The 23,866-nt window shown below is 64.3% G+C and carries 24 protein-coding genes and 1 pseudogene; 10 read left to right on the top strand and 15 right to left on the bottom strand.

The features are described 5' to 3' along the window. Position 1: 1 nt before the first annotated feature. From AB7535_RS33930 to AB7535_RS33920, 3 genes and pseudogenes are all read left to right on the top strand, one after another. A pseudogene (locus AB7535_RS33930) lies at positions 2-271 on the top strand (RNA-binding S4 domain-containing protein); the annotation flags it as partial. A 132-nt stretch (positions 272-403) separates the two neighbouring features. After that, entirely contained in the window at positions 404-742 is a 339-nt protein-coding gene (gene fdxA / locus AB7535_RS33925; RefSeq protein WP_135216445.1) for a ferredoxin FdxA, read from the top strand. A gap of 344 nt (positions 743-1,086) precedes the next feature. Next, positions 1,087-1,881 (top strand): CarD family transcriptional regulator, encoded by a 795-nt coding sequence (locus AB7535_RS33920; protein WP_084794942.1) that lies wholly within the window; start codon positions 1,087-1,089, stop codon positions 1,879-1,881. 173 nt (positions 1,882-2,054) lie between these two features. Here the strand turns inward: AB7535_RS33920 and AB7535_RS33915 are convergent, their stop codons facing one another. Then, on the bottom strand, positions 2,055-2,726 hold the full coding sequence (locus AB7535_RS33915) for a hypothetical protein (protein ID WP_354114169.1): 672 nt from the start codon (positions 2,724-2,726) through the stop codon (positions 2,055-2,057). A gap of 128 nt (positions 2,727-2,854) precedes the next feature. On the opposite strand from AB7535_RS33915, the gene AB7535_RS33910 reads away from it, so the two are divergent. Further along, positions 2,855-3,745, top strand: a complete 891-nt coding sequence (locus AB7535_RS33910) for a LysR substrate-binding domain-containing protein (protein WP_135216446.1) — start codon at positions 2,855-2,857, stop codon at positions 3,743-3,745. Between the two features lie 2 nt (positions 3,746-3,747). Here AB7535_RS33910 and AB7535_RS33905 read toward each other — a convergent pair whose 3' ends face one another. The 7 genes from AB7535_RS33905 to cyoA are packed head-to-tail and all read right to left on the bottom strand — an operon-like array spanning position 3,748 to position 10,660. After that, entirely contained in the window at positions 3,748-4,281 is a 534-nt protein-coding gene (locus AB7535_RS33905; protein ID WP_014490373.1) for a response regulator transcription factor, read from the bottom strand. Beyond that, entirely contained in the window at positions 4,271-5,650 is a 1,380-nt protein-coding gene (locus tag AB7535_RS33900) for an ATP-binding protein (protein WP_085399179.1), read from the bottom strand. The genes AB7535_RS33905 and AB7535_RS33900 overlap by 11 nt, the downstream gene beginning before the upstream one ends. Further along, on the bottom strand, positions 5,622-6,470 hold the full coding sequence (locus tag AB7535_RS33895) for an SURF1 family protein (RefSeq protein WP_354114170.1): 849 nt from the start codon (positions 6,468-6,470) through the stop codon (positions 5,622-5,624). The genes AB7535_RS33900 and AB7535_RS33895 overlap by 29 nt, the downstream gene beginning before the upstream one ends. A 13-nt stretch (positions 6,471-6,483) precedes the next feature. Next, positions 6,484-6,864, bottom strand: coding sequence for a cytochrome o ubiquinol oxidase subunit IV (cyoD, locus tag AB7535_RS33890; protein WP_085399178.1), 381 nt, complete (start codon positions 6,862-6,864; stop codon positions 6,484-6,486). Then, positions 6,861-7,490, bottom strand: coding sequence for a cytochrome o ubiquinol oxidase subunit III (gene cyoC / locus AB7535_RS33885; protein ID WP_063980647.1), 630 nt, complete (start codon positions 7,488-7,490; stop codon positions 6,861-6,863). Before cyoC ends, cyoD begins: the two co-directional genes overlap by 4 nt. After that, complete coding sequence (gene cyoB, locus AB7535_RS33880; protein WP_354114171.1) at positions 7,491-9,488, bottom strand: cytochrome o ubiquinol oxidase subunit I; 1,998 nt, start codon at positions 9,486-9,488, stop codon at positions 7,491-7,493. Between the two features lie 11 nt (positions 9,489-9,499). Further along, positions 9,500-10,660 carry a ubiquinol oxidase subunit II gene (gene cyoA / locus AB7535_RS33875; RefSeq protein WP_354114172.1) on the bottom strand — a complete coding sequence of 387 codons (1,161 nt, stop codon included), beginning with the start codon at positions 10,658-10,660 and terminating at the stop codon, positions 9,500-9,502. A gap of 182 nt (positions 10,661-10,842) precedes the next feature. Here cyoA and AB7535_RS33870 point away from each other — a divergent pair, with 182 nt between their 5' ends. After that, complete coding sequence (locus AB7535_RS33870) at positions 10,843-12,171, top strand: MFS transporter (protein WP_166065056.1); 1,329 nt, start codon at positions 10,843-10,845, stop codon at positions 12,169-12,171. A gap of 72 nt (positions 12,172-12,243) precedes the next feature. Beyond that, on the top strand, positions 12,244-12,657 hold the full coding sequence (locus AB7535_RS33865; RefSeq protein WP_208067911.1) for a c-type cytochrome: 414 nt from the start codon (positions 12,244-12,246) through the stop codon (positions 12,655-12,657). A 180-nt stretch (positions 12,658-12,837) separates the two neighbouring features. Here AB7535_RS33865 and AB7535_RS33860 read toward each other — a convergent pair whose 3' ends face one another. Both AB7535_RS33860 and AB7535_RS33855 read right to left on the bottom strand, forming a co-directional pair. Continuing rightward, a complete protein-coding gene (locus AB7535_RS33860; RefSeq protein ID WP_028151370.1) occupies positions 12,838-14,229 on the bottom strand; it encodes a M48 family metalloprotease in 1,392 nt (463 codons plus the stop codon). A 134-nt stretch (positions 14,230-14,363) separates the two neighbouring features. Beyond that, positions 14,364-15,134: a thermonuclease family protein gene (locus AB7535_RS33855; protein ID WP_354114173.1), complete on the bottom strand. Its 771-nt coding sequence runs from the start codon at positions 15,132-15,134 to the stop codon at positions 14,364-14,366. 414 nt (positions 15,135-15,548) lie between these two features. On the opposite strand from AB7535_RS33855, the gene AB7535_RS33850 reads away from it, so the two are divergent. From AB7535_RS33850 to AB7535_RS33840, 3 genes are all read left to right on the top strand, one after another. Next, a complete protein-coding gene (locus AB7535_RS33850) occupies positions 15,549-16,757 on the top strand; it encodes an ABC transporter substrate-binding protein (RefSeq protein WP_247316421.1) in 1,209 nt (402 codons plus the stop codon). A 136-nt stretch (positions 16,758-16,893) separates the two neighbouring features. Continuing rightward, positions 16,894-17,682 (top strand): enoyl-CoA hydratase, encoded by a 789-nt coding sequence (locus AB7535_RS33845; RefSeq protein ID WP_038943861.1) that lies wholly within the window; start codon positions 16,894-16,896, stop codon positions 17,680-17,682. A gap of 2 nt (positions 17,683-17,684) precedes the next feature. After that, the gene (locus AB7535_RS33840) at positions 17,685-18,437 is read left to right on the top strand and encodes a hypothetical protein (protein WP_259259659.1); all 753 of its coding nucleotides are present in this window, start codon (positions 17,685-17,687) and stop codon (positions 18,435-18,437) included. A 200-nt stretch (positions 18,438-18,637) separates the two neighbouring features. On the opposite strand, the gene AB7535_RS33835 is transcribed toward AB7535_RS33840, so the two are convergent. Genes AB7535_RS33835 through AB7535_RS33825 form a run of 3 tightly spaced genes read right to left on the bottom strand, consistent with a single transcriptional unit; the run spans position 18,638 to position 21,732 of the window. Beyond that, on the bottom strand, positions 18,638-19,450 hold the full coding sequence (locus tag AB7535_RS33835; RefSeq protein WP_354114174.1) for an enoyl-CoA hydratase/isomerase family protein: 813 nt from the start codon (positions 19,448-19,450) through the stop codon (positions 18,638-18,640). Between the two features lie 41 nt (positions 19,451-19,491). Further along, the gene (locus AB7535_RS33830; RefSeq protein WP_354114175.1) at positions 19,492-20,652 is read right to left on the bottom strand and encodes an acyl-CoA dehydrogenase family protein; all 1,161 of its coding nucleotides are present in this window, start codon (positions 20,650-20,652) and stop codon (positions 19,492-19,494) included. An 18-nt stretch (positions 20,653-20,670) separates the two neighbouring features. Then, positions 20,671-21,732 carry an acyl-CoA dehydrogenase family protein gene (locus tag AB7535_RS33825; protein ID WP_354114176.1) on the bottom strand — a complete coding sequence of 354 codons (1,062 nt, stop codon included), beginning with the start codon at positions 21,730-21,732 and terminating at the stop codon, positions 20,671-20,673. 260 nt (positions 21,733-21,992) lie between these two features. On the opposite strand from AB7535_RS33825, the gene AB7535_RS33820 reads away from it, so the two are divergent. Next, a complete protein-coding gene (locus tag AB7535_RS33820; protein WP_354114177.1) occupies positions 21,993-22,778 on the top strand; it encodes an SDR family NAD(P)-dependent oxidoreductase in 786 nt (261 codons plus the stop codon). A 127-nt stretch (positions 22,779-22,905) separates the two neighbouring features. Here the strand turns inward: AB7535_RS33820 and AB7535_RS33815 are convergent, their stop codons facing one another. Both AB7535_RS33815 and AB7535_RS33810 read right to left on the bottom strand, forming a co-directional pair. Then, the gene (locus AB7535_RS33815) at positions 22,906-23,178 is read right to left on the bottom strand and encodes a GlsB/YeaQ/YmgE family stress response membrane protein (protein WP_080586664.1); all 273 of its coding nucleotides are present in this window, start codon (positions 23,176-23,178) and stop codon (positions 22,906-22,908) included. Between the two features lie 42 nt (positions 23,179-23,220). Then, positions 23,221-23,823 carry a YidB family protein gene (locus tag AB7535_RS33810; protein WP_063980657.1) on the bottom strand — a complete coding sequence of 201 codons (603 nt, stop codon included), beginning with the start codon at positions 23,821-23,823 and terminating at the stop codon, positions 23,221-23,223. Between the last annotated feature and the right edge of the window lie 43 nt (positions 23,824-23,866).

Here is a 23,866-nt window from a genome sequence, read left to right as displayed (position 1 = left end):
CGAGCGGCAGCGCCTCGACAAATGGCTGTGGCACGCGCGGGTGGTGAAGGCGCGCACCTCCGCGGCCGAGCTCGTTGAGTCCGGCCACGTTCGTATCAACGGCACGCGCGAGAAGTCGCCGGGCCATGCGATCAAGATCGGCGACGTGATCACCATCGCGCTCGATCGCACCGTGCGCGTGCTGAAAGTAACCGCTTTCAACGAGCGCCGCGGCGATGCCGCCTCGGCCCGCGTGCTCTATGAGGAGCTGAGCGAAGCGAAGCGCAATTAATTGCGCTTTGAATTCATTTCTTGGTCGATCAAACGCGTAAAGCCGTCATGATCGGCCGTTCCCGACCTTGCGGCGCCGGGCCATCCGCGCTACGCAAGCCGCGACTTTTAAAAGAGCTTTTCGGAGCGTTGGATGACTTACGTCGTCACTGAAGCCTGCATCAAGTGCAAGTATACCGACTGCGTCGAGGTCTGCCCGGTCGACTGTTTCTACGAGGGCGAGAACATGCTCGTCATCCATCCTGACGAATGCATCGACTGCGGCGTGTGCGAGCCGGAATGCCCCGCCGACGCCATCAAGCCGGACACGGAACCGGGCCTGGAAAAGTGGCTCCAGGTCAATGCCGACTACGCCAAAAGCTGGCCGAACATCACCCAGAAGAAAGAATCACCCCCCGACGCGAAGGAATTCGACGGCCAGGACGGCAAGTTCGAGAAATATTTTTCTCCGAACCCGGGCTCGGGAGACTAATTCTCGCCCAAACTTAACCCTAATATCTTCGTCAGCGCCGAAAACCAGCCCTCAAGACCCCTAAATCATTGATTTTTGCGGGAAATGTGCTATATTGAGCACATTAAGCTGAACCCCGTCAGCCCAGTTGGCCCCGTTGGGTTCCCGTGAAACCAAATGTCGAACAGGGGCGTGGCAGTTTCCGCGCGCAGGCTGTGTCACAGAAAACGCGTAAAAAGAGTACTTCAGCGAGGGCTTCCCATAAGGAGGCCAAAAAAGTCGCCGCGGCCAGCCGTAGCGCATCCAAGGGTCGGACCGCGACTAAGGCACCGGCTGCAAAGTCCTCGAAGAACAAAAGAAGCGCAATGCCTCACAAGACTGCCAAACCGGCCGCGAAAGCGACCGTTGCCAAGCCTGCTGCTGCCAAGGCTTCCGCTGCCAAGCCCGTTGCTCCGAAGGCTCCTGTTGCTGCCGCCCCTGCCAAAGCCCCCGTTGCTGCTGCGAAGCCGGCCGTGAAGGCTGCTGCACCCGCGCCGAAGGTCGAGGAAAAGAAGGTCGTGACCCAGCGCCAGGGCTTCAAGGCCAACGAATTCGTCGTCTATCCCGCTCACGGCGTTGGCCAGATCCTGGCCATCGAGGAGCAGGAGATCGCCGGTGCGAAGCTCGAGCTGTTCGTCATCAATTTCATCAAGGACAAGATGACGCTGCGCGTGCCGACCGCCAAGGTTGCGAACGTCGGCATGCGCAAGCTGTCCGACCCCGCGCTGGTGAAGAAGGCGCTGGAGACGCTGAAGGGCCGCGCCCGCGTCAAGCGCACCATGTGGTCGCGCCGCGCCCAGGAATACGAAGCAAAGATCAATTCGGGCGACATCGTCGCGATCGCGGAAGTCGTGCGCGACCTCTACCGTTCCGAGTCGCAGCCCGAGCAGTCGTACTCTGAACGTCAGCTCTATGAAGCGGCGCTCGATCGTCTCTCCCGCGAGATCGCGGTTGTGCAGCACTCGACCGAGACCGAAGCGGTCAAGGAGATCGAGGCCCAGCTCGCCAAGAGCCCGCGCCGCACCAACGCCAAGGCGGAAGCCGCCGACGGCGAGGGCGAGGCGGATGCCGACGGCGATACCGATGGCGACGACACCGCCGTCGCCGACGAGGCCGCGTAAGCGTCTCGCGTCGATCGCAAGCAATCAAAAGCCCGGCCGGTTGGCCGGGCTTTTTTGTTTTGAGTGGATCAGACTTTGCGACGGTGCAACCCATGCGTTCGCACGGCCACGGGTGCTCAGGCCCCGTGTCGGGGGCATCGCGTCGAGGGAGAGTGTGACGAACTTGTCTCGAGTCACTTCCTGATCAGCGGAATCTGCAAATTGGTCGGCCGGTTCTGCTCGGTGTCAAAGCCACGGCCGTCGATGTTGCGGGCGCCCCAGAACAGGAGGTTGCCCCTGAGATAGACGAGATCATATTCCATGAAGTTCGTGGCCTCGGCGAGACCGAAGGGAGCGAAGGTCTTGCCGAAGATGCTCTGGGGCGCGCCTACGTCCCACGGTGCATATCCGACCGCGGCGACCTTGTTGAGCACATCGGCAAATCCCTGTGCCAGCGGCGTAACCTCGTAGGTCTCGTCGGCAACGAAGTCGACCTTCTGCGCGCCCGGAGCGATGGGATGCGCACCCTTCCACAGCATATGGCCGCCAATCCTGATCCGCGCGAGCGGCACGGCGCTGTAGGGATCGGCCGAGTTGACGATCTCGAGCTCGAAACGGTCGGAGGGGAGATATTTGAAGGCCCGCTTGAGATAGAAGGGCTTGAGCGTGCCGTCGGCGTTCTTCGCCGCGCTCGGGCGCACCTCCGGTGCGATGCTTTCCCAGTCGCCGAGCAACGCCTGCTTCAATCCTGTCACATCCAGTTCCATGCTGTTTGCCTTTGCCTGCGTGTTGGAGGATTGCGCAGCCACTTCGCCAGATCCCGCCAGCGCGAGGATCAGCAGCGACGTCTGAATGCTCTTGAGCATGTGAAGCTCGCTCCCGTGCGCCTCTGCCTGCCAGGCAGACCTCGTTCACGCCGGCTATACGGGCAGCTGGCCGCCTAGAAAAAGACTTTGTAAGCTGGCCCCATGCCTGCAAGATATGGGAGATCGCGATGGAGCTTCGGCATCTCCGCTATTTCGTCGCCGTTGCCGATGCAGGCAGTTTGACTGTTGCGGCCGAGCAGAAGCTGCACACGTCGCAGCCGTCGCTCAGCCGGCAAATCCGGGACCTCGAACGGGAGGTCGGCGTTCCCTTGATGAACCGCAGCGCCCAAGGCATCGCGCTGACGGCGGCCGGCAAGGCCTTTCTCGAGCACGCCAGAATGGCGCTGCTTCAGGCGGAGGCTGCCAAGGAAGCGGCGCTCCGTGCCGCGCAGCCCCCGCAGCCCGCTTTCTCGTTGGGCTTTCTGTCGGGCGCCGAAATCGACCTGCTGCCCGAGGTGGATCGCATTCTGCGCGACGCATTTCCCGGCATCGATATCCGCCTGTCGAGCGATTATTCGCCCTCGCTTGCCAAGGCCCTGATGCGGCGAAAGCTCGATGCTGCCTTCATCCGGCCGGAGGAGCACATGGAAGATCTGGTCTGCCGGCGCGTGCGCACCGATCCGCTGGTCTTCGTCTTTCCGAGCGACCATCGGCTGGCATCGCAAGCCGCGGTGGCGCCCGAGGAGATCAGGGACGAGACCTTCTACCTACCGTCCAAATCCGCTCCCGCGGTTCGTCGTATCGTTCTGGATTATTTCAGCCGGACCGGAATCGACCTCAAGCCAGACCGCGAAGTCCACAATGTCGTCCACGCGATCTCCATGATCGCCTCCACGCGCGGCGTCATGATGCTGCCGGCCTACACCAAGCGATATCTGCCGGAGACGATCACCACCCGGCCGGTGCGGGGAGAAGCACCCAAGCTTGATCTCGTTGTCGCCTATCACAAGGCGAATCAATCCCCGATCCTGAAGTTGCTTCTCTCCGAGGTCGGCAAGCTCGCGACGGCGTCGTCCTAGGCTCACTTCACCGGCCGCTTCTCGAGCTTTCTTGCCAGCGTGCGCCGGTGCATGCCCAATCGTCGCGCCGCTTCCGAGATGTTGAAATCGGTCTCGATCAGCGTCTGGTGGATGCGCTCCCATTCCAGCGTCTTGATCGAGGTCGGCCGTGCATCGAGGGCGACTTCGGCGTTGCCTTCGGCCTTGTTGAAGGCGGCTTCGATATCGTCGGTGTTCGACGGCTTTGCCAGGTAGTGGCAGGCGCCGAGCTTGATCGCCTCGACGGCGGTGGAGATGCTGGCAAAGCCGGTCAGCACCACGATCAGCATCTCCGGATCATGCGTGTGCAGCAGCTCGACGCAGGCGAGGCCCGAGGCGCCACCGAGCTTGAGATCGACCACCGCGTGTCCAAAGGATCGCTCCTCCAGCACCTTCCGCACCTCTTCGATCGAAGCTGCGAGGACAACGTCATAGCCGCGGCGCTCGAATGAGCGTTTCAGCGTGCGCGCGAAGCCGGCATCGTCCTCGACGACGATGAGCGAACGGTCAGGCGTCAAAATTTCCTCCGATCGCGAGCGTTGCGAGCGGCAGCGTCAGGCGGACGGTGGCGCCGCGCTTCCTGTGGTTCTCGGCGGTCACGCTGCCGCCGAGCTTGCGCACGACGTTCACCACCAGGAACAGGCCGAGCCCGCCGCCGGCGCGGCCCTTGCTCGAGTGATAGGGTTTTCCCAGCTGCGCCAGCATCTCCGGCGCAAAGCCCGGGCCGCGATCGCTGATCGACAGCACGAGATTGTCGCCCTCGCGCTCGGCCAGCAGCTCCACCCATTCGCGCGAGACCTCATAGGCATTGTCGAGCACGTTGAAGATCACCTGCTTTAGCGCGATGTCAGAGACGATCGCGACGTCCTCGCCGAACGTGTTGACGAAATAGAGCGTGCGGGCCGAGCGTGCGTCGCGCCACTCGTTCACCAGCGCGGTGACGAAGGCCGTCACCGTCGTCGGCGAGGAGCCTTCGCCGCGCGCTTCGCCCGCCGACACCAGGATGCCCGTCACGATGGTCTTGCAGCGTTGCAGAGAGGTTTCCATCTCCGCGAGATCCTCGGCAAGTTCCTGATCGGCGGCGAGATCGGGCATGCGGCGCCAGTCGCTGAGGATGACCGACAGCGAGGCGAGCGGTGTGCCGAGTTCATGCGCCGCGCCGGAGGCGAGCAGGCCCATGCGGACGATGTGGTCCTGCTCGGCCGCGTGCTGGCGCAGTGCCGCCAGATGCGCATCGCGCTCGCGTAAATTCCTGTTGATCCGGGTGACGAACACGACAAGCAGCACGGCGTTGAGGACGAAGCCCAGCAGCATGCCTGTTACGGTGAGACTGTAGGCCTCGCTGATCGGGTTCGGCGGCAGGTCGAGCGGCCGGTAGGCCATGGTCAGCCATATGAAACTCGCGCAGGTCAGTGCGACCAGCGACCAGGTCGAGCGGGCATTAAGCAGCACCGCGCCCAGCGTCACCTGGAGCAGGAACAGCGAGGTGAAGGGATTGGTGGCGCCGCCGCTGAGGTAGAGCTGCGCCGTCAGTGCGGCGACATCGAGCATCAAGGCGACCAGCAGCTCGTTGTTGGTGATCGCGGCGCGATGGCGCACCCAGACGAGGCTGGAGGCGTTGAGCAGCAGCAGCGCGCCGATCACCGCGCCCATCCGTTCCAATGGCAGGGGGATACCCAGGCCGAAATGCACGCCGCCGATGGTCACGATCTGGCCGACCACCGCGGTCCAGCGCAGCTGGATCAGCAGCGCCATGTTCTTGCGGTTGGTCTCGTCGTCGGTCGGCGCAACGCCGATCAGTTCGCTGCGCGCGTCCGCCTGCGATTGCAGCGTGACGGCGTCATGCGTCATTCCGTCGTCAGGTAGATTCGACGATCGTTCCAGCATCTGATCCCGTCCTGCGGGCGGTGGCATCGGAGCCGCCGGCCGGTTCGTGGACGAAGCGCTTGCGGCGGAACAGCCCGCCGCCGAATGTGACGAAAAGTTTACCGGCCAGCATGAAAGCCAGGGCAAACCACGTCAGCGCGTAGATCAGGTGGTTATTGGGAAAGCGGATCACGGTCAATCCGCCGATCGGCGCGCCGGTGGTTTGTGATCCGGCGTCAGCATCGATGAAGAACGGCGCGACATCGTGGAGGCCGCGCGCTGCCGCAATCGCGGCGACATCCCGCGAGTACCAGCGGTTGTGCTGGGGCACGTTGTTCCGCAAGAATCCGCCCTTCGGCTCCGTCATGCGGAGCAGGCCCGTGATCTCGACCTGGCCGTTCGGATTGCCGCTCTGGCGCGTCGATGCGTCGCGCCGCTCGGACGGCACGAAGCCGCGATTGACCAGCACCAGCGTGCCGTCGCCGCGCTGAAGCGGCGTCAGCACCCAATAGCCGGGGCCTTCCTCGGTGACCGCCTGAACCAGTGTCTCGCGGTCATGCAGGAAGCGGCCGGTGAGGCTGACGTGCCTGTATTCGTCGTTTGCGGTGGAGACGGCCGGCCAGGCCGCGGGCGACGGGATCGGCTGGGCCGGGGCATGGACGCGCTGCTCGACGCGGTCGATCAGCGCCAGCTTCCAGGTGCGCCGTTCGATCTGCCAGACGCCGAGTGCGATCAGAAGTGCAAAGGCCGCGAGCGAGAGAACCGTGAGCCACAGGCGCGGACGCGCAGCGTTGCGTCGCGCGCCCTTGTCCCTGCCCGTCACGGTCCAAGCCTTGCTCACTTCGGAGTCTCGCTTACTTCATTCCCGTCATCTGGTGCATCGGCATCATGTTGCTGTTGAGGTGGTTCATCACCCACAGCGAGCCGGACAGCGCGATCACCACCATGACGATGGTGAAGATCAGCGCCATCATGCTCCAGCCGTTCTCGGACTTGGTGTTCATGTGCAGGAAGTAGATCATGTGCACGACGATCTGCACGACAGCGAAGGCCATGATGACGAGCGCGGTGATCTGCTTGCTCGGCAGCGCGCCGCTCATCACCAGCCAGAACGGGATCGCGGTCAGCACGACCGAGAGCACGAAGCCGAGCATGTAGGTCGAGAACGTGCCGTGGGCGTGGTCGTCGCCGTGGTGATGGCCGTCCGCGTGGGCGGCGTGGGTATCGGTGTTCATCGCAGAACTCCCAGGAGATAGACGAAGGTGAAGACGCCGATCCAGACCACGTCCAGGAAGTGCCAGAACATCGACAGGCACATCAGGCGGCGGCGGTTGGCTTCGATCAGGCCGAACTTCCAGACCTGCACCATCAGGGTCACCAGCCAGATCAGGCCGCAGGAGACGTGCAGGCCGTGGGTGCCGACCAGCGTGAAGAAGGAGGACAGGAAGGCGCTGCGCTGCGGGGTCGCCCCTTCATGGATCATGTGGGCGAACTCGGAGAGCTCGATGCCGATGAAGGCGAGGCCGAACAGGCCGGTGATCGCCAGCCACATCTGGGTCTGGGCGATCTTGTTCTGCTGCATCGTCAGCATGGCAAAGCCATAGGTGATCGACGACAGCAGCAGCATCGAGGTGTTCACCGCGACCAGCGGCAGCTCGAACAGGTCCTTCGGGGCGGGGCCGGCGGCGTAGTTGGCGCCGAGCACGCCGAAGGTGGCGAACAGCATCGCAAAGATGAGGCAGTCGCTCATCAGGTAGATCCAGAAGCCGAGCGGGGTGCTGTAGCCTTCCGGATGCGGGTGTTCGTCGGCGAGGTAGAACATCGGCTCGCCGGTCTGGGCGGGATTGACAGCGACGGTCATTTACTTGGCTCCGGCGAGCAGTTTGGTACGCGCGTCCTCGGTCCGGATGACGTCGTCAGCCGGAATGTCGAAGTCGCGGTGATAGTTGAAGGTGTGACCGATCCCGACGGCGAGCATCGCGATGAAGCTCGCAGCCGCCAGCCACCAGATGTACCAGATCAGGCCGAATCCCATCGCGGTGGCGAGGCCGGCGAGGATGACACCGGTGCCGGTGCTGGAGGGCATGTGGATCGGCTTGAACCCGGTAAGCGGACGCTGGTAGCCGCGCTTCTTCATGTCCCACCACGCGTCATTGTCGTGAACGACGGGGGTGAAAGCGAAGTTGTAGTCCGGCGGCGGCGAGGAGGTCGCCCATTCCAGCGTGCGCGCGTCCCAGGGATCGCCGGTGACGTCCTTGAGCTGCTCGCGCTTGAGGAAGCTGACTGCGAATTGCATCAGCATGCAGAGGATGCCGAGGAAGACCAAGCCGGCGCCGATCGCGGCGATGACGAACCAGATCTGCAAGGACGGATCGTCGAACACGCGCAGGCGGCGGGTCACGCCCATCAGGCCGAGCACATAGAGCGGCATGAAGGCCATGTAGAAGCCGGTGACCCAGAACCAGAACGACAGCTTGCCCCAGAACACATCGAGCTTGAAGCCGAATGCCTTCGGGAACCAGTAGTTGATGCCGGCGAACGCGCCGAACACCACGCCGCCGATGATCACGTTGTGAAAGTGCGCGATCAGGAACAGGCTGTTGTGCAGGACGAAGTCGGCCGGCGGCACTGCGAGCAGCACGCCGGTCATGCCGCCGAGCACGAAGGTCAGCATGAAGGCGATCGTCCACAGCATCGGCAGCTCGAAGCGGATGCGGCCGCGATACATCGTGAACAACCAGTTGAACATCTTCGCGCCCGTCGGGATCGAGATGATCATCGTGGTGATGCCGAAGAACGAGTTGACGCTGGCGCCCGAGCCCATCGTGAAGAAGTGGTGCAGCCAGACCAGGTACGACAGGATGGTGATGACCACCGTGGCGTAGACCATCGAGGTGTAGCCGAACAGCCGCTTGCCGGAGAAGGTCGAGGTGACTTCCGAGAAGATGCCGAAGGCGGGGAGAACCAGAATGTAGACCTCGGGATGACCCCAGATCCAGATCAGGTTCACGTACATCATCGGGCTGCCGCCGAAATCGTTCGTGAAGAAGTTGGTGCCGACGTAGCGGTCAAGCGAGAGCAGCGCGAGCACGACGGTCAGGACGGGGAAGGAGGCCACGATCAGGATGTTGGTGCAGAGCGCGGTCCAGGTGAAGACCGGCATCTTCATCATGGTCATGCCGGGACAGCGCAGCTTGACGATGGTGCAGATCAGGTTGATGCCGGATAAGGTAGTGCCGACGCCCGCGACCTGCAGCGCCCAGATGTAATAGTCGACGCCGACGTCAGGACTGTAGCCGATGTTCGACAGCGGCGGATAGGCCAGCCAGCCGGTGCGGGCAAATTCGCCGATGAACAGCGAAGCCATCACCAGCACTGCGCCGCCGACCGTCATCCAGAAGCTGAAATTGTTCAGGAACGGGAACGACACGTCGCGCGCGCCGATCTGCAGCGGCACCACGTAGTTCATCAGGCCGGTGACCAGCGGCATCGCCACGAAGAAGATCATGATCACGCCGTGGGCGGTGAAGACCTGGTCGTAGTGATGGGCGGGAAGGAAGCCTTCGGAACCGTTGAACGCGAGCGCCTGCTGCGCGCGCATCATCAGCGCGTCGGCGAAGCCGCGCAGCAGCATCACGATGCCGAGGATCATGTACATGATGCCGATGCGCTTGTGGTCGACGGTGGTGAACCACTCGCGCCACAGATAGCCCCAGAGGCGGAAATAGGTGATGCCGGCGAACAGCGCGCCGCCGCCGAGCGCGACCATCACGAAGGTGCCGACCAGGATCGGCTCGTGCAGCGGGAGCGAATCGAGGCCGAGACGGCCGAAGATGAGCTTGAGAAGATCAGGAGACATGCGGGATCTCTTTAGGAGTCTGACTTCGGACGTAGTCCGAGGAAGAAGGACGAGGACTTCAGCGGCGTGAAGATCGGCCGCTTCAGGCCGGCGCCGAGCAGCGGCGCGGTGTCGGCGGGGGCCGTGATGGAGGCGGTGGTCCTGCCCTGCGGCGCATCGGGCGTGCAGGTGCCGGCGACGAAGGTCGGCTCCGGCCCGAGCGGGCTGCCGCGGCGGGCGTACTTGTCGTAGGCCAGCGGCAGTGTGTTGTTCAGGCCCTCATGGCCGTTGCCGCCCTTGGCGTCGATCGCCATCATCTCGCTCTGGCACATCTTGCCGGTCTCGACGCACATGTTGAGGATCAGGCGGTAGAGGTCGGAATCGACGGTGCCCCAGCGGCGCACCGGCTCGTTCTCGCTCGGCTTTTCGAGCTGGAGATATTCGGCGCGGCCGAGCGAGCCGCCGGCCGATTTGGCCTGCGCGATCCAGGCGTCAAAGCCCTTGTCGTCGAGGCCCTGGAAGTTGAAGTGCATGCCAGAGAAGCCGGCGCCGCTGTAGTTCGCCGAAAAACCCTTGTAGGTACCGGCGTGGTTGATCACGGCGTGGAGCGACGTCTCCATGCCCGGCATCGCGTAGATCTGACCGGCGAGTGCGGGGATGTAGAACGAGTTCATCACCGAGGAGGCGGTGATGTGGAAGTTGATCGGGCGGTCGACCGGCGCGGCGAGCTCGTTGACGGTGGCGATGCCGTAATCGGGGTAGATAAAGAGCCACTTCCAGTCGAGCGCGACGACATCGACGACGAGCGGAGCCTTGGACTGGTCCACGGCGCGTTCCGCATGGATGCGGCCGATGTTGCGATAGGGGTCGAGCAGATGCGTGCCCATCCAGGTCAGCGCGCCCAGGCAGATGATGATCAGCAGCGGCGCCGACCAGATCACCAGCTCGAGCTTGGTCGAGTGGTCCCAATCCGGCTCGTAGCGGGCCGAGGTGTTGGACTGGCGGTAGCGCCAGGCAAACAGCACCGTCAGCGCCATCACGGGGACGACGATCAGGAGCATCAGGACGGTGGAGATGATGACGAGGTCGCGCTGTTGCGCTGCGATATCGCCGGCAGGCGCCAGCACGACGTAGTTGCAGCCGCTGAGCGCAGCTGCCAGAGGTAGCAGCGCCAGGATCTTGAGACGGGACACGGGCCGAGCCTTATGAGAATGAGTTTCCTTTGCGGGCCCAAGGGGTAGCTGCGGCGCAGCAATCCGGACATTGGACAATTTGTCCAATGTTGCACTGCGGAATGTTGGGTCAGACAGGGGCAGATTGCCTGGCGCCCCGCCGGGCGGTCGGCTTTGGTTTTCAGGACGTTAAGGGCGCACGAATGGCGACGGCACAGACCCCCGCAATGGCAGACCTCCACTCGGGCGAGCACGGCCACGACCAGGCCAGTCCCGGCGAGATCGCCATCGGCGTCATCATCGGCCGCACCTCGGAATTCTTCGACTTCTTCGTCTACGCGATCGCCTCGGTGATCGTGTTTCCGCGCCTGGTGTTCCCGTTCACCAGCGAGCTGACCGGCACCCTCTATTCCTTCATGATCTTCGCGCTGGCCTTCGTGGCCCGGCCGATCGGAACCGTCATTTTCATGACGGTCGATCGCGAGTACGGCAAAACCGCCAAGCTGGTCTCGGCGCTGTTTCTGCTCGGCACCGCCACAGTCGCGCTCGCGTTCCTGCCCGGCTATCACGACATCGGCAGCGCCGCGATCTGGCTGCTGGCGCTGGCGCGTATCGCGCAGGGTCTGGCCTGGGGCGGCGCCTGGGACGGCATGGCTTCGCTGCTGGCGCTGAACGCGCCGCCCTCCAAGCGCGGCTGGTACGCGATGGTGCCGCAGCTCGGCGCCCCGCTCGGCCTGATCGTGGCGAGCGCGCTGTTCGCCTATTTCGCCGGTAACCTCTCGGCCGACGACTTCTTCGACTGGGGCTGGCGCTATCCGTTCTTCGTCGCCTTCGCCATCAACGTCGTGGCGCTGTTCGCGCGCCTGCGCATGGTGACGACGGAAGAATATGCTTCGTTGTTCGAGACCCGCGAATTGCAGCCCGCGCGTATCTCCGAGACCGTCGCGCGCGAAGGCCAGAACATCATGCTCGGTGCATTCGCGCCGCTCGCAAGCTTCGCGCTGTTCCACATGGTCACGGTGTTTCCGCTGTCCTGGGTGTTCCTGTTCACCCGCGAAAGCCCGGTGCGCTTCCTGATCATCGAGATCGTCGCCGCCGTGTTCGGCGTCGCGGCGATCGTGGCCTCCGGCGTCATCGCCGACCGCGTCGGCCGCAAATCGCTGCTGATGGGATCGGCGATTGCGATCGCGATCTACAGCGGTTTTGCTCCGCAGCTGCTCGATGCCGGCGCGTTCGGCGAGACCATCTACATGGTGATCGGTTTCATCCTGCTGGGTCTCTCCTTCGGCCAGTCCTCGGGCGCGATCGCCTCGAACTTCCGGCAGGCATACCGTTACACGGCTTCCGCGCTGACCTCAGATATGGCCTGGCTGTTCGGTGCCGGCTTCGCGCCGTTGGTGGCGCTTCTGCTCGCCACCAATCTCGGCGTCATCGCTTCAGGCGCCTATCTGCTGTCCGGCGCGTTCTGGACCCTGCTCGCACTCTGGCTCAGCGGCCAGCGCGAGGCGGGCGACATGGACGCGGGCGCCTAAGCCGCGTCCAGCGGACGGGAATAAAATTCAGGCCGGACGATCCTGTTTGCGGCGACGCAAGCAGGAGATTCCATGAACGTCCGGTCCAATCCCGTCCACCCGCAAAGTTTTGCAAGCCTAGTCCTTACCGTAAGCCTGGTCCTCACCATCGTCGCGATCGTTTTCTCGACCGGGCTTGCCCACGCCACCGGCAACGCCGCGCGCGGCCAAACGCTCTACAAGGGCTGCGCAGATTGTCACTCCATCAATGAGAACGCAGTCGGCCCGATGCACAAGGGCGTGGTCGGTCGCAAGGCGGGCAGCGTGCCCGGCTATGACTATTCGGCCGATCTGAAGAACTCAGGGATCGTCTGGACCGAGGACAATCTCGACAAATGGCTGGCCGGACCGCAGGCCATGGTGCCGGACACCAAGATGTTCTTCGACGTCCCGGACGCGCGGGATCGTGCTGACATCATCGCGTTTCTGAAGGAAAAGGCGCGGTAGCTCGGCAGAGCAGGTCTCGTAGGGTGGGCAAAGCGAAGCGTGCCCACCATCTGTCGCTATCATTGACGGATCGTGGGCACGGCGCTACGCGCCTTTGCCCACCCTATGGCACTGTCTTTGTCGCCCGAGATCCCGGGTTCGCGCTAAGCGCGCCCCGGGATGACGCGCGCTTAGCGCGCGTCAATCCGCCACGACCTTCACGCGATCCCGCACCTTCACCTGCGCGTTGCGATCGAGCCCGTTCAGCACGCGGAAGCGTTCGGCGGGATGATCGACGCCGGCCATGCGGTGGGAGAGCGATTCCACGGTGTCGCCGGGCTGCACGGTGATGACCTTGATGCGCAGGGGGCGCGCGGCCTGGATCTCGTCGAGCGTCAGGCGGCGGAATGAATTGACGGTCTCGCGCGCGTTGCGCTCGCTCTCGGTCGATTTCTGCCGTGCCGCGAAGATGAAGCGATAGACGTCGCTGCCGAAGCGCAACGCATAGACCTTGAACTGCCACTGATCGCCCTTGGCGGTGGCGGACGCAGCCGGAAAACCGTTGATGGTGATGTCTTCGGTGGAGGCCTTCTCGACGCCCTCCATCCAGCCGGAATTCAGGTAATCGCCGAGCGATTGCTCGGCCGGCACCCTCACGACATCGAAGCGCATCGCCTGCGAGCCGCCGTCGCGCACGCCGATCACCGCCTGCGCGGTGTTGTCGAGCGTGAAATTGTCCGGCGCCTGGAAGGTGAAGCCGAGTTTCGGGTGCAGGAAACGCCGGCCGCGCACAAAACCTTCGCTGGGATCTTCGCCATAGACGAGGTTGTCGATCGCGGCGAGGTAGGTCTCGCGGTCGCGCTCGGCGCCCTCGGGCGCTGCATATTGCCGTGCGATGGTCTGCGCATTCTGCACGCGCTCGGGGGTGGCCGGATGCGACGAGGTGAAATCCTGCGCGCGCGGATCGAGCGAGGTCTTGCCGACCTTGAGCTCGGCATTGCGCTCCATCGCAGAGAGGAAGCGGGCGGCACCATAGGGATCGAAATGTGCCTTGGCGGAAAGGCCGACGCCGATGCCGTCGGCCTCGAACTCCTGGTTGCGCGAAAAGCTCGCCATGGTGAGCTTGGTCTTGGCCAGCGCAAGCGCGGTGAGATCGGGATCGTTGCTCATGTCGGTGACGACGCGGGTGACGATCGCGGCCTGGCGCGCCTGGTCCTCGCGCATCGCGGCGTGCTTGGACAGCACATGCGCCATCTCGTGGCTGAGCACGGAGGACAATTCCGAGGTGTCGCTGGCGAGCGCGAGCAGGCCGCGGGTGACATAGAGCTGGCCGTTCGGCAGCGCGAACGCGTTCACCGCGCCAGAATTGAGGATGGTGACCTTGTAGCCCTGGTCGGGGCGATCGGACGCCGCGACGAGCCGGTCGACGGTCTTGCTGACGAGCGATTCGAGCCTGGGGTCGTCATAGGTGCCGCCGTAGCTCGCCAGGATGCGCTCGTGCTCTTTTTCGGTGGCGGGGGTCTGCGCGACGGCCGGTTTCGGCTTGGGCATCGCCACGGTCGGCGGGGCCGCCGCGGTCTGGAACCGGTTCATGTCGCCGCAACCGGCAAGGGCTGAGCCCAGCACGAGGCACAGCGCCGCCGGCGCAGCCCGCAGGCGGCGGCGTTCACTCAATACGTGCCGTTCTAGCACCCCATCCACGTCGCTTAACCCGTGCCTGGCCCTCTTTAGGGCCTTACCCCTGTCGGCTCGTTTGCACCCAGCAACTCGACCTGCCCCGCAAGGCGCACATCGATGCGCGGCCCTGAATTCCCCTCGACCCAGCCCCGGACGCGAATCCGTCTATTTTCCAGGGACTTAAGAGTAATCCCGGCGTTTTCGAGCGCGGGTTGCGTACGCTTTGAAATAGTCACGGCAAAGCCGCGTGTCCAGTTCCGTCCGAAGTTGAGGTAGGTCGTTGCCCCAGCTTGCCGGACCGACAGGACTTTGCCCTCGACCACCATAAAGCGCCCGATCCCCGCCAAAATATCGTCCGGACTTTCCGCGTTTTTTATGGCCGACGGGTCAGCCCAGTTGCCCTTTTTTTGGCGCCGTGCCTCGGTCTCCGCCGCCATCAGGGCCGCCGCGCAGTCCTTGTCCGCGATCTCGGCGGAGACGAGGGCGTCGCCCTGGGCGAGCAGCACGGCCTGGATGGGGGCCTCGCTTTCGCCGATGAAGATGAGTGCGCCCTGACGGCCGTAGCGGTCGGGCGTGTCGTCGGTGCCGCGCAGCGTGACGTCGCGTCCGGTGAGCAGCGACGTCAGCGCCTGCTTCGTCGTTGCGGTCGGCTCGATCCCGGCGAGGCGCACCTCGCGGCCGTCGTCGAGACGCACGCCACGCGCATCGACGATTGCGGCGACGCGGCCGTCGCCTTGGGACTCGAACTGGCACGGTGCGGCGAACGCGGTGTGACCGGCGACGAGAGGAAGTGCGACGATGAGATGAAGCAGTCGCGTCACGGTGCCCGGAAAGGTTGCGTTGTGCTCTAGTTCTAACGCAAACGTGGCGAACCGCGAAGGCTATCGTAGGGTGGGCAAAGCGAAACGTGCCCACGTCTTTGATTTGTCGCGCGGGCTCGTGGGCACGGCGCGAAGAGCGCGCCTTTGCCCACCCTACGGCAGTTCGCGTGACGCGTCGCCATTGCCTCACACTCGATCAGCGAATTAATGAACTTGCACAGCAATGACGGTGGAAACATTTCGCCGCAACATGCCATTCCGCTTTGCGGAAAACATGTGCGGCAATCATGCGCCCGCAACGCCCTCGCGCTTGCTGCGCACTTGCGCATGCGGCATGATTGCGGCAACAGCAATAACCAAGAGCAATAACCAAGCCGCCATCAGAGTACGGCGCGATAAGGGAGGTCTTTTTCGATGAAGCATATTTTGTCGGGCATTTTTGCCGCAGCGTTTGCGCTGAGTGCGAGCGCCGCCGCGCAGGCCCAGGACAAGCCGCCGCTGAAGATCGGTGGCATCCTCGACATGTCGAGCCTCTATGCCGACATCACCGGTCCCGGCAGCGAGACCGCGGCCAAGATGGCCGTCGAAGATTTTGGCGGCGAGGTGCTGGGACGCAAGATCCAGGTGCTGGCGGCCGACCATCTCAACAAGGCTGACCTGTCCGCCAACATCGCCCGCGATATGCTCGACAACCAGGGCGTCGAGATGATCTACGACGTCGCGGCCTCGGCCACTGCGCTCGCCGCCGGCGAGATCGCGAAAGCGCGCAACAAGATCATCATGTTCAACGGCCCGGGCTCGATTCGTCTCACCAACGAGGCCTGCGGTCCCTACACCATTCACTACGTGTTCGACACTTACGGCCAGGCCAACGTGACCGGTCTTGCCGCCGTGAAGTCCGGCCTCGACAGCTGGTTCTTCCTCACCGCCGACTACGCCTTCGGCCAGGACCTGGAGAAGGACACCAGCGCCGTCGTGACCAAGACCGGCGGCAAGGTGCTCGGCGCCGTGCGCCATCCGCTCAACACCTCGGATTTCTCGTCCTTCCTGCTCCAGGCTCAAGCGTCCAAAGCCAAGGTGATTGGCCTTGCCAACGCCGGCGGCGACACCGTCAACGCCATCAAGCAGGCGGCCGAGTTCGGCATCACCAAGGGCGGCCAGAAGGTCTCGCCGCTGCTCGCCTTTGTCACCGACATCGACTCGATCGGGCTGGAGACCGCGCAGGGCCTGCTGCTGGCGGAAGCCTTCTACTGGGACCTCAACGATGACACGCGCGCATTTTCGAAGCGATTCGCCGAACGCATGAAGCGGCCGCCGACCTCGGCGCAGGCCGGCGTTTATTCGTCCGTCACGCATTACCTGAAGGCTGTGAAGGCGGCGGGCACGACCGACTCGGCCGCGGTCATCAAGGTGATGAAGGAGACACCGATCAACGACTTCTTCGCCAAGAACGGCAAGATCCGCGAGGACGGCCGCATGATCCACGACATGTATCTGTTTGAGGTCAAGAAGCCGTCGGAGTCCAAGGGCCGCTGGGACGACTACAAGCTGCTCGCCACCGTGTCCGGCAACGAGGCGTTCCAGTCGCTGGAGCAGTCGCGCTGCCCTCTGGTGAAGAAATAGAGATCGTCATTGCGAGCGAAGCGAAGCAATCCAGAGATGTTTCCGCAGAGACGGTCTGGATTGCTTCGTCGCTTCGCTCCTCGCAATGACGGGTGTGGCTGAGGCCCGAGCAAAACAACAACAAGGGAGACGTCCCATGAATGACATGGTCCTGCAAAAGCTCGAAGGCGGGCTGCTCACCATCACGATGAATCGCCCGGAGCGGAAGAACGCGCTCAACCCCGACATGGTCGCAGGGCTGGTCGAGGCCGCGCGGCGCGCGGCTGACGATCCCGAGGTGCGTGCGGTGCTGTTCAAAGGCGCAGGCGGCTCGTTCTGCGTCGGCGGCGACGTCAAGTCGATGGCGGCAGGCCGCGCGCCGCTGCCGTTCGAAGTGAAAATGGCGAACCTGCGCCGCGGCATGGAGGTCTCGCGCATCCTGCACCAGATGCCGAAGCCCGTGGTGGCGCAGCTCGACGGCGCGGCAGCCGGCGCCGGCCTTTCCATGGCGCTGTCCTGCGACCTGCGCATCGCCAGCGAATCCTGCAAGATCACGACCGCCTTCGCCAAGGTCGGCTTCTCAGGCGACTACGGTGGCACCTATTTTTTGACGCAGCTGCTCGGCAGCGCGCGGGCGCGCGAGCTCTATCTGATGTCGCCGGTGCTCACGGCGAAGGAGGCGCATGCGATCGGGATGGTGACGAAAGTCGTTCCCGATGCCGAGATCGACGCGGCCGCGCACGAGCTCGCGCTGTCGCTGGCGCAGGGGCCATCGATCGCGCTCGGTTTCATCAAGCGCAACATCAACAACGCCGAGCATCTGGCGCTGGAAGATTGCTTCGACGGCGAGGCGATCCATCACACCCGTTGCAGCGACACCGAGGATCACAAGGAAGCCGCGAAGGCCTTTGTCGAAAAACGCAAGCCGACGTTCAAGGGCGCATGACGATGGCGCCCTATATGCGGCTCCGGCAGATCTGCCTCGTCGCGCCGCAGCTCGCGCCTGTGGTCTCCGACATCGCCGGGATCATGGGCCTCGACGTCTGCTACCGCGATGGCAATGTCGCCAAATACGGCCTGGAGAACGCATTGCTCCCGGTCGACACGATCCTGCTGGAAGTGGTCGCGCCGTTCAAGGGCGGCACCACCGCCGGCCGCTTCATCGAGAAGACCGGAGGCCGCGGCGGCTATATGGCGATCTTCTGCTGCAACGATCCGGACGAACGCGGCCGCAACGCCAATGCGATGGGCGTGCGCACCGCCAACGTGATCGACCACGCGCCCTATCACGGCGTCCAGCTCCACCCCCGCGACTGCCGCGCCGCCTTCATCGAGTTCAACCATACCAAAGGCAGCGACGATATTCTGGGGCCGTATCCGCCCGCGGGGCCGGACTGGCAAAAGTTCATCCGCAAGGATGTGACGCAGGCGCTGACGGGCGTGGAGATGCAGAGCCCGGATCCTCAGGGGCTCGCGGAACATTGGGGGAAGATCATCGGGGTCGTACCGAGTGGCGGCGCCGAATTGAAACTGCCCAATGCCACCTTCCATTTCGTGAAGGGCGCCAGCGAGATCATGAGCGCGCTGGAGTTTCAGGTGGCGGATGCCGCAAGCGTGCTGCATGCCGCGAAGGCGAAGGGACTCGCGGTTGCGGGGAACGAGTTTCTGCTCGGCGGGGTGACGTTCCGGCTTGCGGCGTGAGCGGTTGCCACACATACCGCCGTCGTCCCGGACAAGCGAAGCGCAGATCCGGGACCCATAACCACAGGGAGTGGTTTGATGCGGGATGATAACTCCGCGTCTCCGCCAAACCCGTTCCTGTGGTTATGGGTCCCTGCTTTCGCAGGGACGACAGGGAGATTATGGCGACGCTGGTGTGATACGGCGAGACGCCGCCGCCGTCACCTTCCCTTAAAATTGGCCGCGCGGCGCTCTTCGGTGGCCTTCACGCCCTCCTTGAAGTCTTCCGTCGCACGCAGCCGTGTCTGCTCGCCAAGTTCGTGGTTGGTCGCGGCCATCACGCGGTCGGCGAGGTTGGCGCGCATCGTGGCGCGGGTGGACAGGAGGCCGAGCGGGGAGCATTCGGCGATCTCGGCGGCGAGCTTCATCGCGCCCGCCTTCACCTGATCCTGCGGCACCAGCTCGTTGGCGAGGCCCCACTTCACCGCCTCTTCGCCGGTGACGCGGCGGCTGGTGTAGAACATCAGCTCGGCGTTGTTCTTGCCGATCAGCTCGGGCAGCGTCACGGTCAGGCCGAAGCCGGGATGGAAACCGAGCTTCGTGAAGTTGGCGGAGAAGCGCGCTTCCGGGCAGGTGACGCGGAAGTCGGCCGACACTGCGAGACCGAGCCCGCCGCCGATGGCCGCACCCTGCACGGCCGCGACGATCGGCTTCTTGGCGCGGAAGATACGCACGGCCTGGATGTAGAGATGGTTGATCGGGCCGAGGTTGTCAGCCGGGTCGCCCTTCTTCTCGGCCTCGCGCGCTTCCTGCGCCTGCCGCGCCGGATCGCCAAAATTGGCGCCGGCGCAGAATGCCTTGCCTTGTGCCGACAGCACGGATGCGCGGATCTCGATGTCGCGATCGAACTCGTCGAGCGCATCCGCGATCTGGTTGATCAGCGAGATGTCGAAGAAGTTCAGCGGCGGGCGGCGGATCTCGATGGTGCCGACGTGGCCAACTTTTTCGACGCCGATATCTTTATAGGTGCTCATGACGATCCTCGATTGAATTAGCGCAAACCAAGTCCGCGCGACTAGCGCAAACCCAGTCCGCGCGCGATGATGCCGCGCAGCACCTCGGTGGTGCCGCCCTGGATGGTGAGTTTCGGTGCGGTCTTGATGGCGAAGTCGAGTTGCCGCTCCAGCGTCTCGCGGTTGGTCGCGGTCTCCTCGACGAAGGCGGCGAGATCGCGCACGCGGTGCGGAAGCTGTTGCTCCCAGACCGTGCCGATGTCCTTGACGATGGAGGCCTCCACCACCGGCTCCTTGCCGGCCTGCAGCATGCCCGCAACCGAGACCGACATGCGCCGCATGGTGTGGAGCTGCGCCACGAGCCGGCCGATGCCTTCGGCGCTGCGCGTGTCCGGGTTGGGGCCGACCGCGCGCACCAGCTCGGTCAGCACGTAATAGGTCTCCAGAAAACGCTCGGGGCCCGAACGCTCATAGGCGAGCTCGCTCGTCGCCTGCTTCCAGGCGCCGTCGACTTCGCCGAGCACGTGATCATCGGGCACGAAGAAGTCGGTGAAGACGACCTCGTTGAACTCGTACTGGCCGGTGATCTGGCCGATCGGGTTCACCTGGATGCCCGGCTGCTTCATCTTGACCAGAAACTGCGTCAGGCCGTGACGGCGGTTTTCCTTGGTCGGCTGCGAGGTCCGGAAGATCGCGATCATGTAGTCGGCGATGTGCGCCGACGAGGTCCAGATCTTGGTGCCGTTGATGAGGTAGCCGCCGTCGGTCTTGGTCGCGCGCGTCTTGGCGGCGAACAGGTCGGAGCCGGAGTTCGGCTCGCTCATGCCGATGGCAAAGCAGATCTCGCCGCGGCAGATGCGCGGCAGGATATCCATCTTGATATGCTCGGGAGCGTATTTGATCAGCACCGGCCCGCTCTGGCGGTCGGCGACGAAGAAACGCCGCGTCGGCGCGTTGGCGACGCGCATTTCCTCGGTCACCACGTAGCGTTCGAGGAAGGAGCGCTCCTGGCCGCCATATTTCTTCGGCCAAGTCATGCCCAGCCAGCCCCTGGCGCCGACCCGGCGAGAAAATTCCGGCGCGTCGGTGTCCTCGCGGTTGGGCTTGTGCGGATCGAAGGTGCCGGCCGCGATTTCCTCGGCGAGAAAGGCGCGCACTTCCTTGCGCAATTGCTCGCACTTCTCGGGCAGGCGGATCGGATCGAAACGGAGGGCAGCGGTCATTGTTATCTCGTCCCCTGATCAGCGCGAAGCCACGAGCGGCCACAATTCGTCGGCGCCGCGGTTTGCCACCAGCTTGCCGAGCTCGACGGCCCAATGGCTCTCCGAGCCGAAATCGTCGCGCCAGGCCAGCGCCCGCAGCGAAAAGCGGTGCAGGATGTGCTCGCTGGTGAAGCCGATGGCGCCGTGCACCTGATGCGCGATGGCGCCGCCTTTCTCCGCGGCTTCCGCGCAGCGGATCTTGGCCGAGGCGGCTTCGAGGTAGACCGCGTCGTCGAATGACTTTGCGTTCGCGATGGCGTCGGCCGCGGACGTTGCGGCCGCAAGCGCGGCGGCGGATTCGCCGGCGAGGCGGGCGAGGTTGTGCTGCACGGCCTGAAACTTCGAGATCTTCTTCTCGAACGCGACGCGCTCGTTGGAATAGCGCACGGAGATGTCGAGCATCGCTTCCAGCGCGCCCGCGATTTGAAGGCTGCGCGCGACGCCGCCCATCAGCATGAGCGTGGTCTGGTCAAAGCCCTTCGCGGGCTTGACGGTGACGGGCTGGACCTTGTCGAGCGTCACGGTATCGCTGTGGTCGTAGCCGACATTGAGTCCGGATTCGATCCGGCCCTTGCTCGCATCGACCAAGGCAATCGAGATCCCATCCTTGCCGTGCGCCAGCACCGCAAAGTGCTTCGCCGCCTTGGCAAAGGGCACGCCGCGGGCGCGGCCGGAGAGCGCGCCGTCGGCATCGAGCGTGATGCGGTCCTTCGGCGAGGCCGGCAGCACCGTCATCTCACCTTCCGGTGAGGCGATTTTCGCCTGCGCGAGCAACCAGCCCGCCAGCATGGTCTCGGCCAGGGGAACCGCGACTGCGAAGCGGCCGGCGGCGTTCAGCAGCGCAAAACCGTCGGCAAGGCTGGCGCCGGAGCCGCCGAGATCGTCAGGCACCCAGGACAAGGGCAAGCCGGCTTCGCTCAGCGCCTGCCACAGCGGCGCCTGCCACGAACCCTTCTTGTCGTTGTTGATGGTCTGCGGATCGGCGAGATCGGCGAAGATTTTCTCCGCGGTCTCGACGACGATATTGTCACTCTCCGCCACAGCGTTCCCCGTGTTTTGCCATTGGCGCGTTCCGTCCGATCGGCGCGGCGCGCGGTCTCTTCTTGCGCCCGATGATCCGAAAAAGCCATGGCCCTGACAAGCGTTGACCGCAGGCCCATCTGCGGCTCCGGCATGGGCGCAAGAGCTGCTATGGACTAATTCCGCTTAGCGGAGTTTGCTCGATTTGCAGGGCGCGGCAAACTCGCTAAACAGGGCCAGCTGCTTAAGGCTTGCATTCAATCAAGGGGAAGGAAATCCGGATGGCAAAAGACGGCTTGTGCGCAATCGTGACGGGGTCCGCATCCGGACTTGGTGCTGCGACTGCGGAAATTCTCGCGCGGAGCGGCGCGCGGCTCGTCATCAACTATTCTTCGAGCCAGAAGGAAGCCGAGGCCACGGCCGAACTCTGCCGCAAGGCGGGGGCGGCGGAAGTCCTGGTCGTGAAGGGCGACGTTTCAAAAGATGACGATTGCCGCAAGATCGTTGCGGCAGCCAGCGGCTGGGGCCGGCTCGACGTGCTCGTCAACAATGCCGGCATCACCAAGCATGTTGCGCATGCCGATCTCGATGGATTGTCGGCTGAAGATTTCCAGCGCTTGTACGGCGTCAACACGATCGGCCCGTTCCAGATGGTGCGCGCGGCGCGCAGCCTGCTCGAGGCCGGCGCGAAGGCTTCGGAGCGGCCGTCCGCCGTGGTCAACGTGTCCTCGGTTGCCGGCATCAGCGGCGTCGGCTCGTCGATCGCTTATGCCGCGAGCAAGGGCGCGCTCAACACGATGACGTTGTCGCTGTCGCGCGCGCTGGCGCCGCTGATCCGCGTCAACACGGTGTGTCCCGGCTATATCGACACGCCCTGGTTCACCAAGGGCCGCGGCGAGGCCGGCGCCAAGCAGGTGCGCGACAGCGTGGTGGCGAAGGTGCCGCTGAAGGTCGCTTCATCCGCCAATGACATCGCGCAGCTCGTCTGCTTCCTGGCAACGCCGGCGTCGAGCAACATGACCGGCGAGGTCGTGCGGATGGATGCGGGGATGCATTTGATAACTTAATTCGTCATTGCGAGCGAAGCGAAGCAATCCAGAGAGCGTCCGCGCGGACAGTCTGGATTGCTTCGTCGCAAGGGCTCCTCGCAATGACGGAGTGCGAGGGCGGCGTCGTGCCCGACGTCCCGCACCACTATCCTTTGATCACGCCGCTCGCGACCAGCCGGTGCCAGATGAACAGCACCACCACCGCGCCGATCGTGGCCATGATGAAGCCGGCGCCCTGGTCGGGGCTATAGTGCCCGATCGCCTGTCCGATGAAGGTCGCAAGAAACGCACCCGCAATGCCCAGGATGGTGGTGAGGATAAAGCCGCTCGGGTTGTTCGGTCCCGGCGCCAGCCAGCGCGCGATGAGGCCGGCGATGAAGCCGACGACGATGATCCACAACAGGCCGCCCATGCTCATGTCAGTGCTCCCCTTCCCGAGAACGCGTAGATCAAGGTTCGATTAAAGTCTGCCCGAGAGTTCGTTCTCGGTCGGCAGCCGTCCATCCGGCGTCAGGTGGTCGATCACCTGTGGCAGATACTGGCTGAGGCCGGAGAGCAGCTCGTCGCGCGACAGGCCGCTCTGGGCGGACAGGCTTTGGATCTGGTCGGCGCCGAGGGCACTGGCGAGATCGCCGGGCGCGATCGCCTTGTTCTCGCCCTTGCCGACCCAGGTGCTCGCGGTCTCGCCGTGGCCACCCTGCTGGAGCTGGTTGAGGAGATCGCCGAGGCCGCCGCTGAGCACGCTGCCGGCCGCGCCGCCCGCGAGCAGGCCGCCGAGGCCACCCTTGAGCAGATCGCTGAGGCCGCCGCTACCACCGGGGCCGCCGGGAACAGCGCTGCTGCCCGTATTGACAGGCGTCGGAGGCGGCAGCGGCGAGCGCTGCTGCGGCGCCGGCGCCGCGTCGGGCTGGCCTGCCGTCAGATGCTTGAAGGCCTTCCAGGCGATCAGGCCGAGCAGCGCCATGGTCATTGGCGACATGCCGCCGGAGGATTGCTCAGAGCTGGGCGTGCTCGGGCCGCGGGGGCCGTTCTGCATGCCGTTGAGGACGTCGAGTAGACCCATGGTGCTCTCCTTTGGCGTTCTCGTCGGCGAGTTCTCGCCGGTG

It is taken from the genome of Bradyrhizobium sp. 956_D2_N1_4 (genome assembly GCF_052076025.1).
In the GTDB taxonomy this organism is placed as follows: domain Bacteria; phylum Pseudomonadota; class Alphaproteobacteria; order Rhizobiales; family Xanthobacteraceae; genus Bradyrhizobium; species Bradyrhizobium barranii.
The sequence above is the reverse complement of the archived record's forward strand: the minus strand, read 5'-3'. Positions and strand labels throughout refer to the sequence as shown.

Bases quoted from the DNA above. Each gene is read 5' to 3' on its own strand.
- fdxA (WP_135216445.1), top strand. From the start codon at position 404: ATGACTTACGTCGTCACTGAAGCCTGCATCAAGTGCAAGTATACCGAC.
- AB7535_RS33920 (WP_084794942.1), top strand. From the start codon at position 1,087: ATGCCTCACAAGACTGCCAAACCGGCCGCGAAAGCGACCGTTGCCAAG.
- AB7535_RS33915 (WP_354114169.1), bottom strand. From the start codon at position 2,726: ATGCTCAAGAGCATTCAGACGTCGCTGCTGATCCTCGCGCTGGCGGGA.
- AB7535_RS33910 (WP_135216446.1), top strand. From the start codon at position 2,855: ATGGAGCTTCGGCATCTCCGCTATTTCGTCGCCGTTGCCGATGCAGGC.
- AB7535_RS33900 (WP_085399179.1), bottom strand. From the start codon at position 5,650: ATGCTGGAACGATCGTCGAATCTACCTGACGACGGAATGACGCATGAC.
- cyoD (WP_085399178.1), bottom strand. From the start codon at position 6,864: ATGAACACCGATACCCACGCCGCCCACGCGGACGGCCATCACCACGGC.
- cyoC (WP_063980647.1), bottom strand. From the start codon at position 7,490: ATGACCGTCGCTGTCAATCCCGCCCAGACCGGCGAGCCGATGTTCTAC.
- cyoB (WP_354114171.1), bottom strand. From the start codon at position 9,488: ATGTCTCCTGATCTTCTCAAGCTCATCTTCGGCCGTCTCGGCCTCGAT.
- AB7535_RS33870 (WP_166065056.1), top strand. From the start codon at position 10,843: ATGGCGACGGCACAGACCCCCGCAATGGCAGACCTCCACTCGGGCGAG.
- AB7535_RS33865 (WP_208067911.1), top strand. From the start codon at position 12,244: ATGAACGTCCGGTCCAATCCCGTCCACCCGCAAAGTTTTGCAAGCCTA.
- AB7535_RS33860 (WP_028151370.1), bottom strand. From the start codon at position 14,229: ATGAACCGGTTCCAGACCGCGGCGGCCCCGCCGACCGTGGCGATGCCC.
- AB7535_RS33850 (WP_247316421.1), top strand. From the start codon at position 15,549: ATGAAGCATATTTTGTCGGGCATTTTTGCCGCAGCGTTTGCGCTGAGT.
- AB7535_RS33845 (WP_038943861.1), top strand. From the start codon at position 16,894: ATGAATGACATGGTCCTGCAAAAGCTCGAAGGCGGGCTGCTCACCATC.
- AB7535_RS33840 (WP_259259659.1), top strand. From the start codon at position 17,685: ATGGCGCCCTATATGCGGCTCCGGCAGATCTGCCTCGTCGCGCCGCAG.
- AB7535_RS33835 (WP_354114174.1), bottom strand. From the start codon at position 19,450: ATGAGCACCTATAAAGATATCGGCGTCGAAAAAGTTGGCCACGTCGGC.
- AB7535_RS33830 (WP_354114175.1), bottom strand. From the start codon at position 20,652: ATGACCGCTGCCCTCCGTTTCGATCCGATCCGCCTGCCCGAGAAGTGC.
- AB7535_RS33820 (WP_354114177.1), top strand. From the start codon at position 21,993: ATGGCAAAAGACGGCTTGTGCGCAATCGTGACGGGGTCCGCATCCGGA.
- AB7535_RS33815 (WP_080586664.1), bottom strand. From the start codon at position 23,178: ATGAGCATGGGCGGCCTGTTGTGGATCATCGTCGTCGGCTTCATCGCC.
- AB7535_RS33810 (WP_063980657.1), bottom strand. From the start codon at position 23,823: ATGGGTCTACTCGACGTCCTCAACGGCATGCAGAACGGCCCCCGCGGC.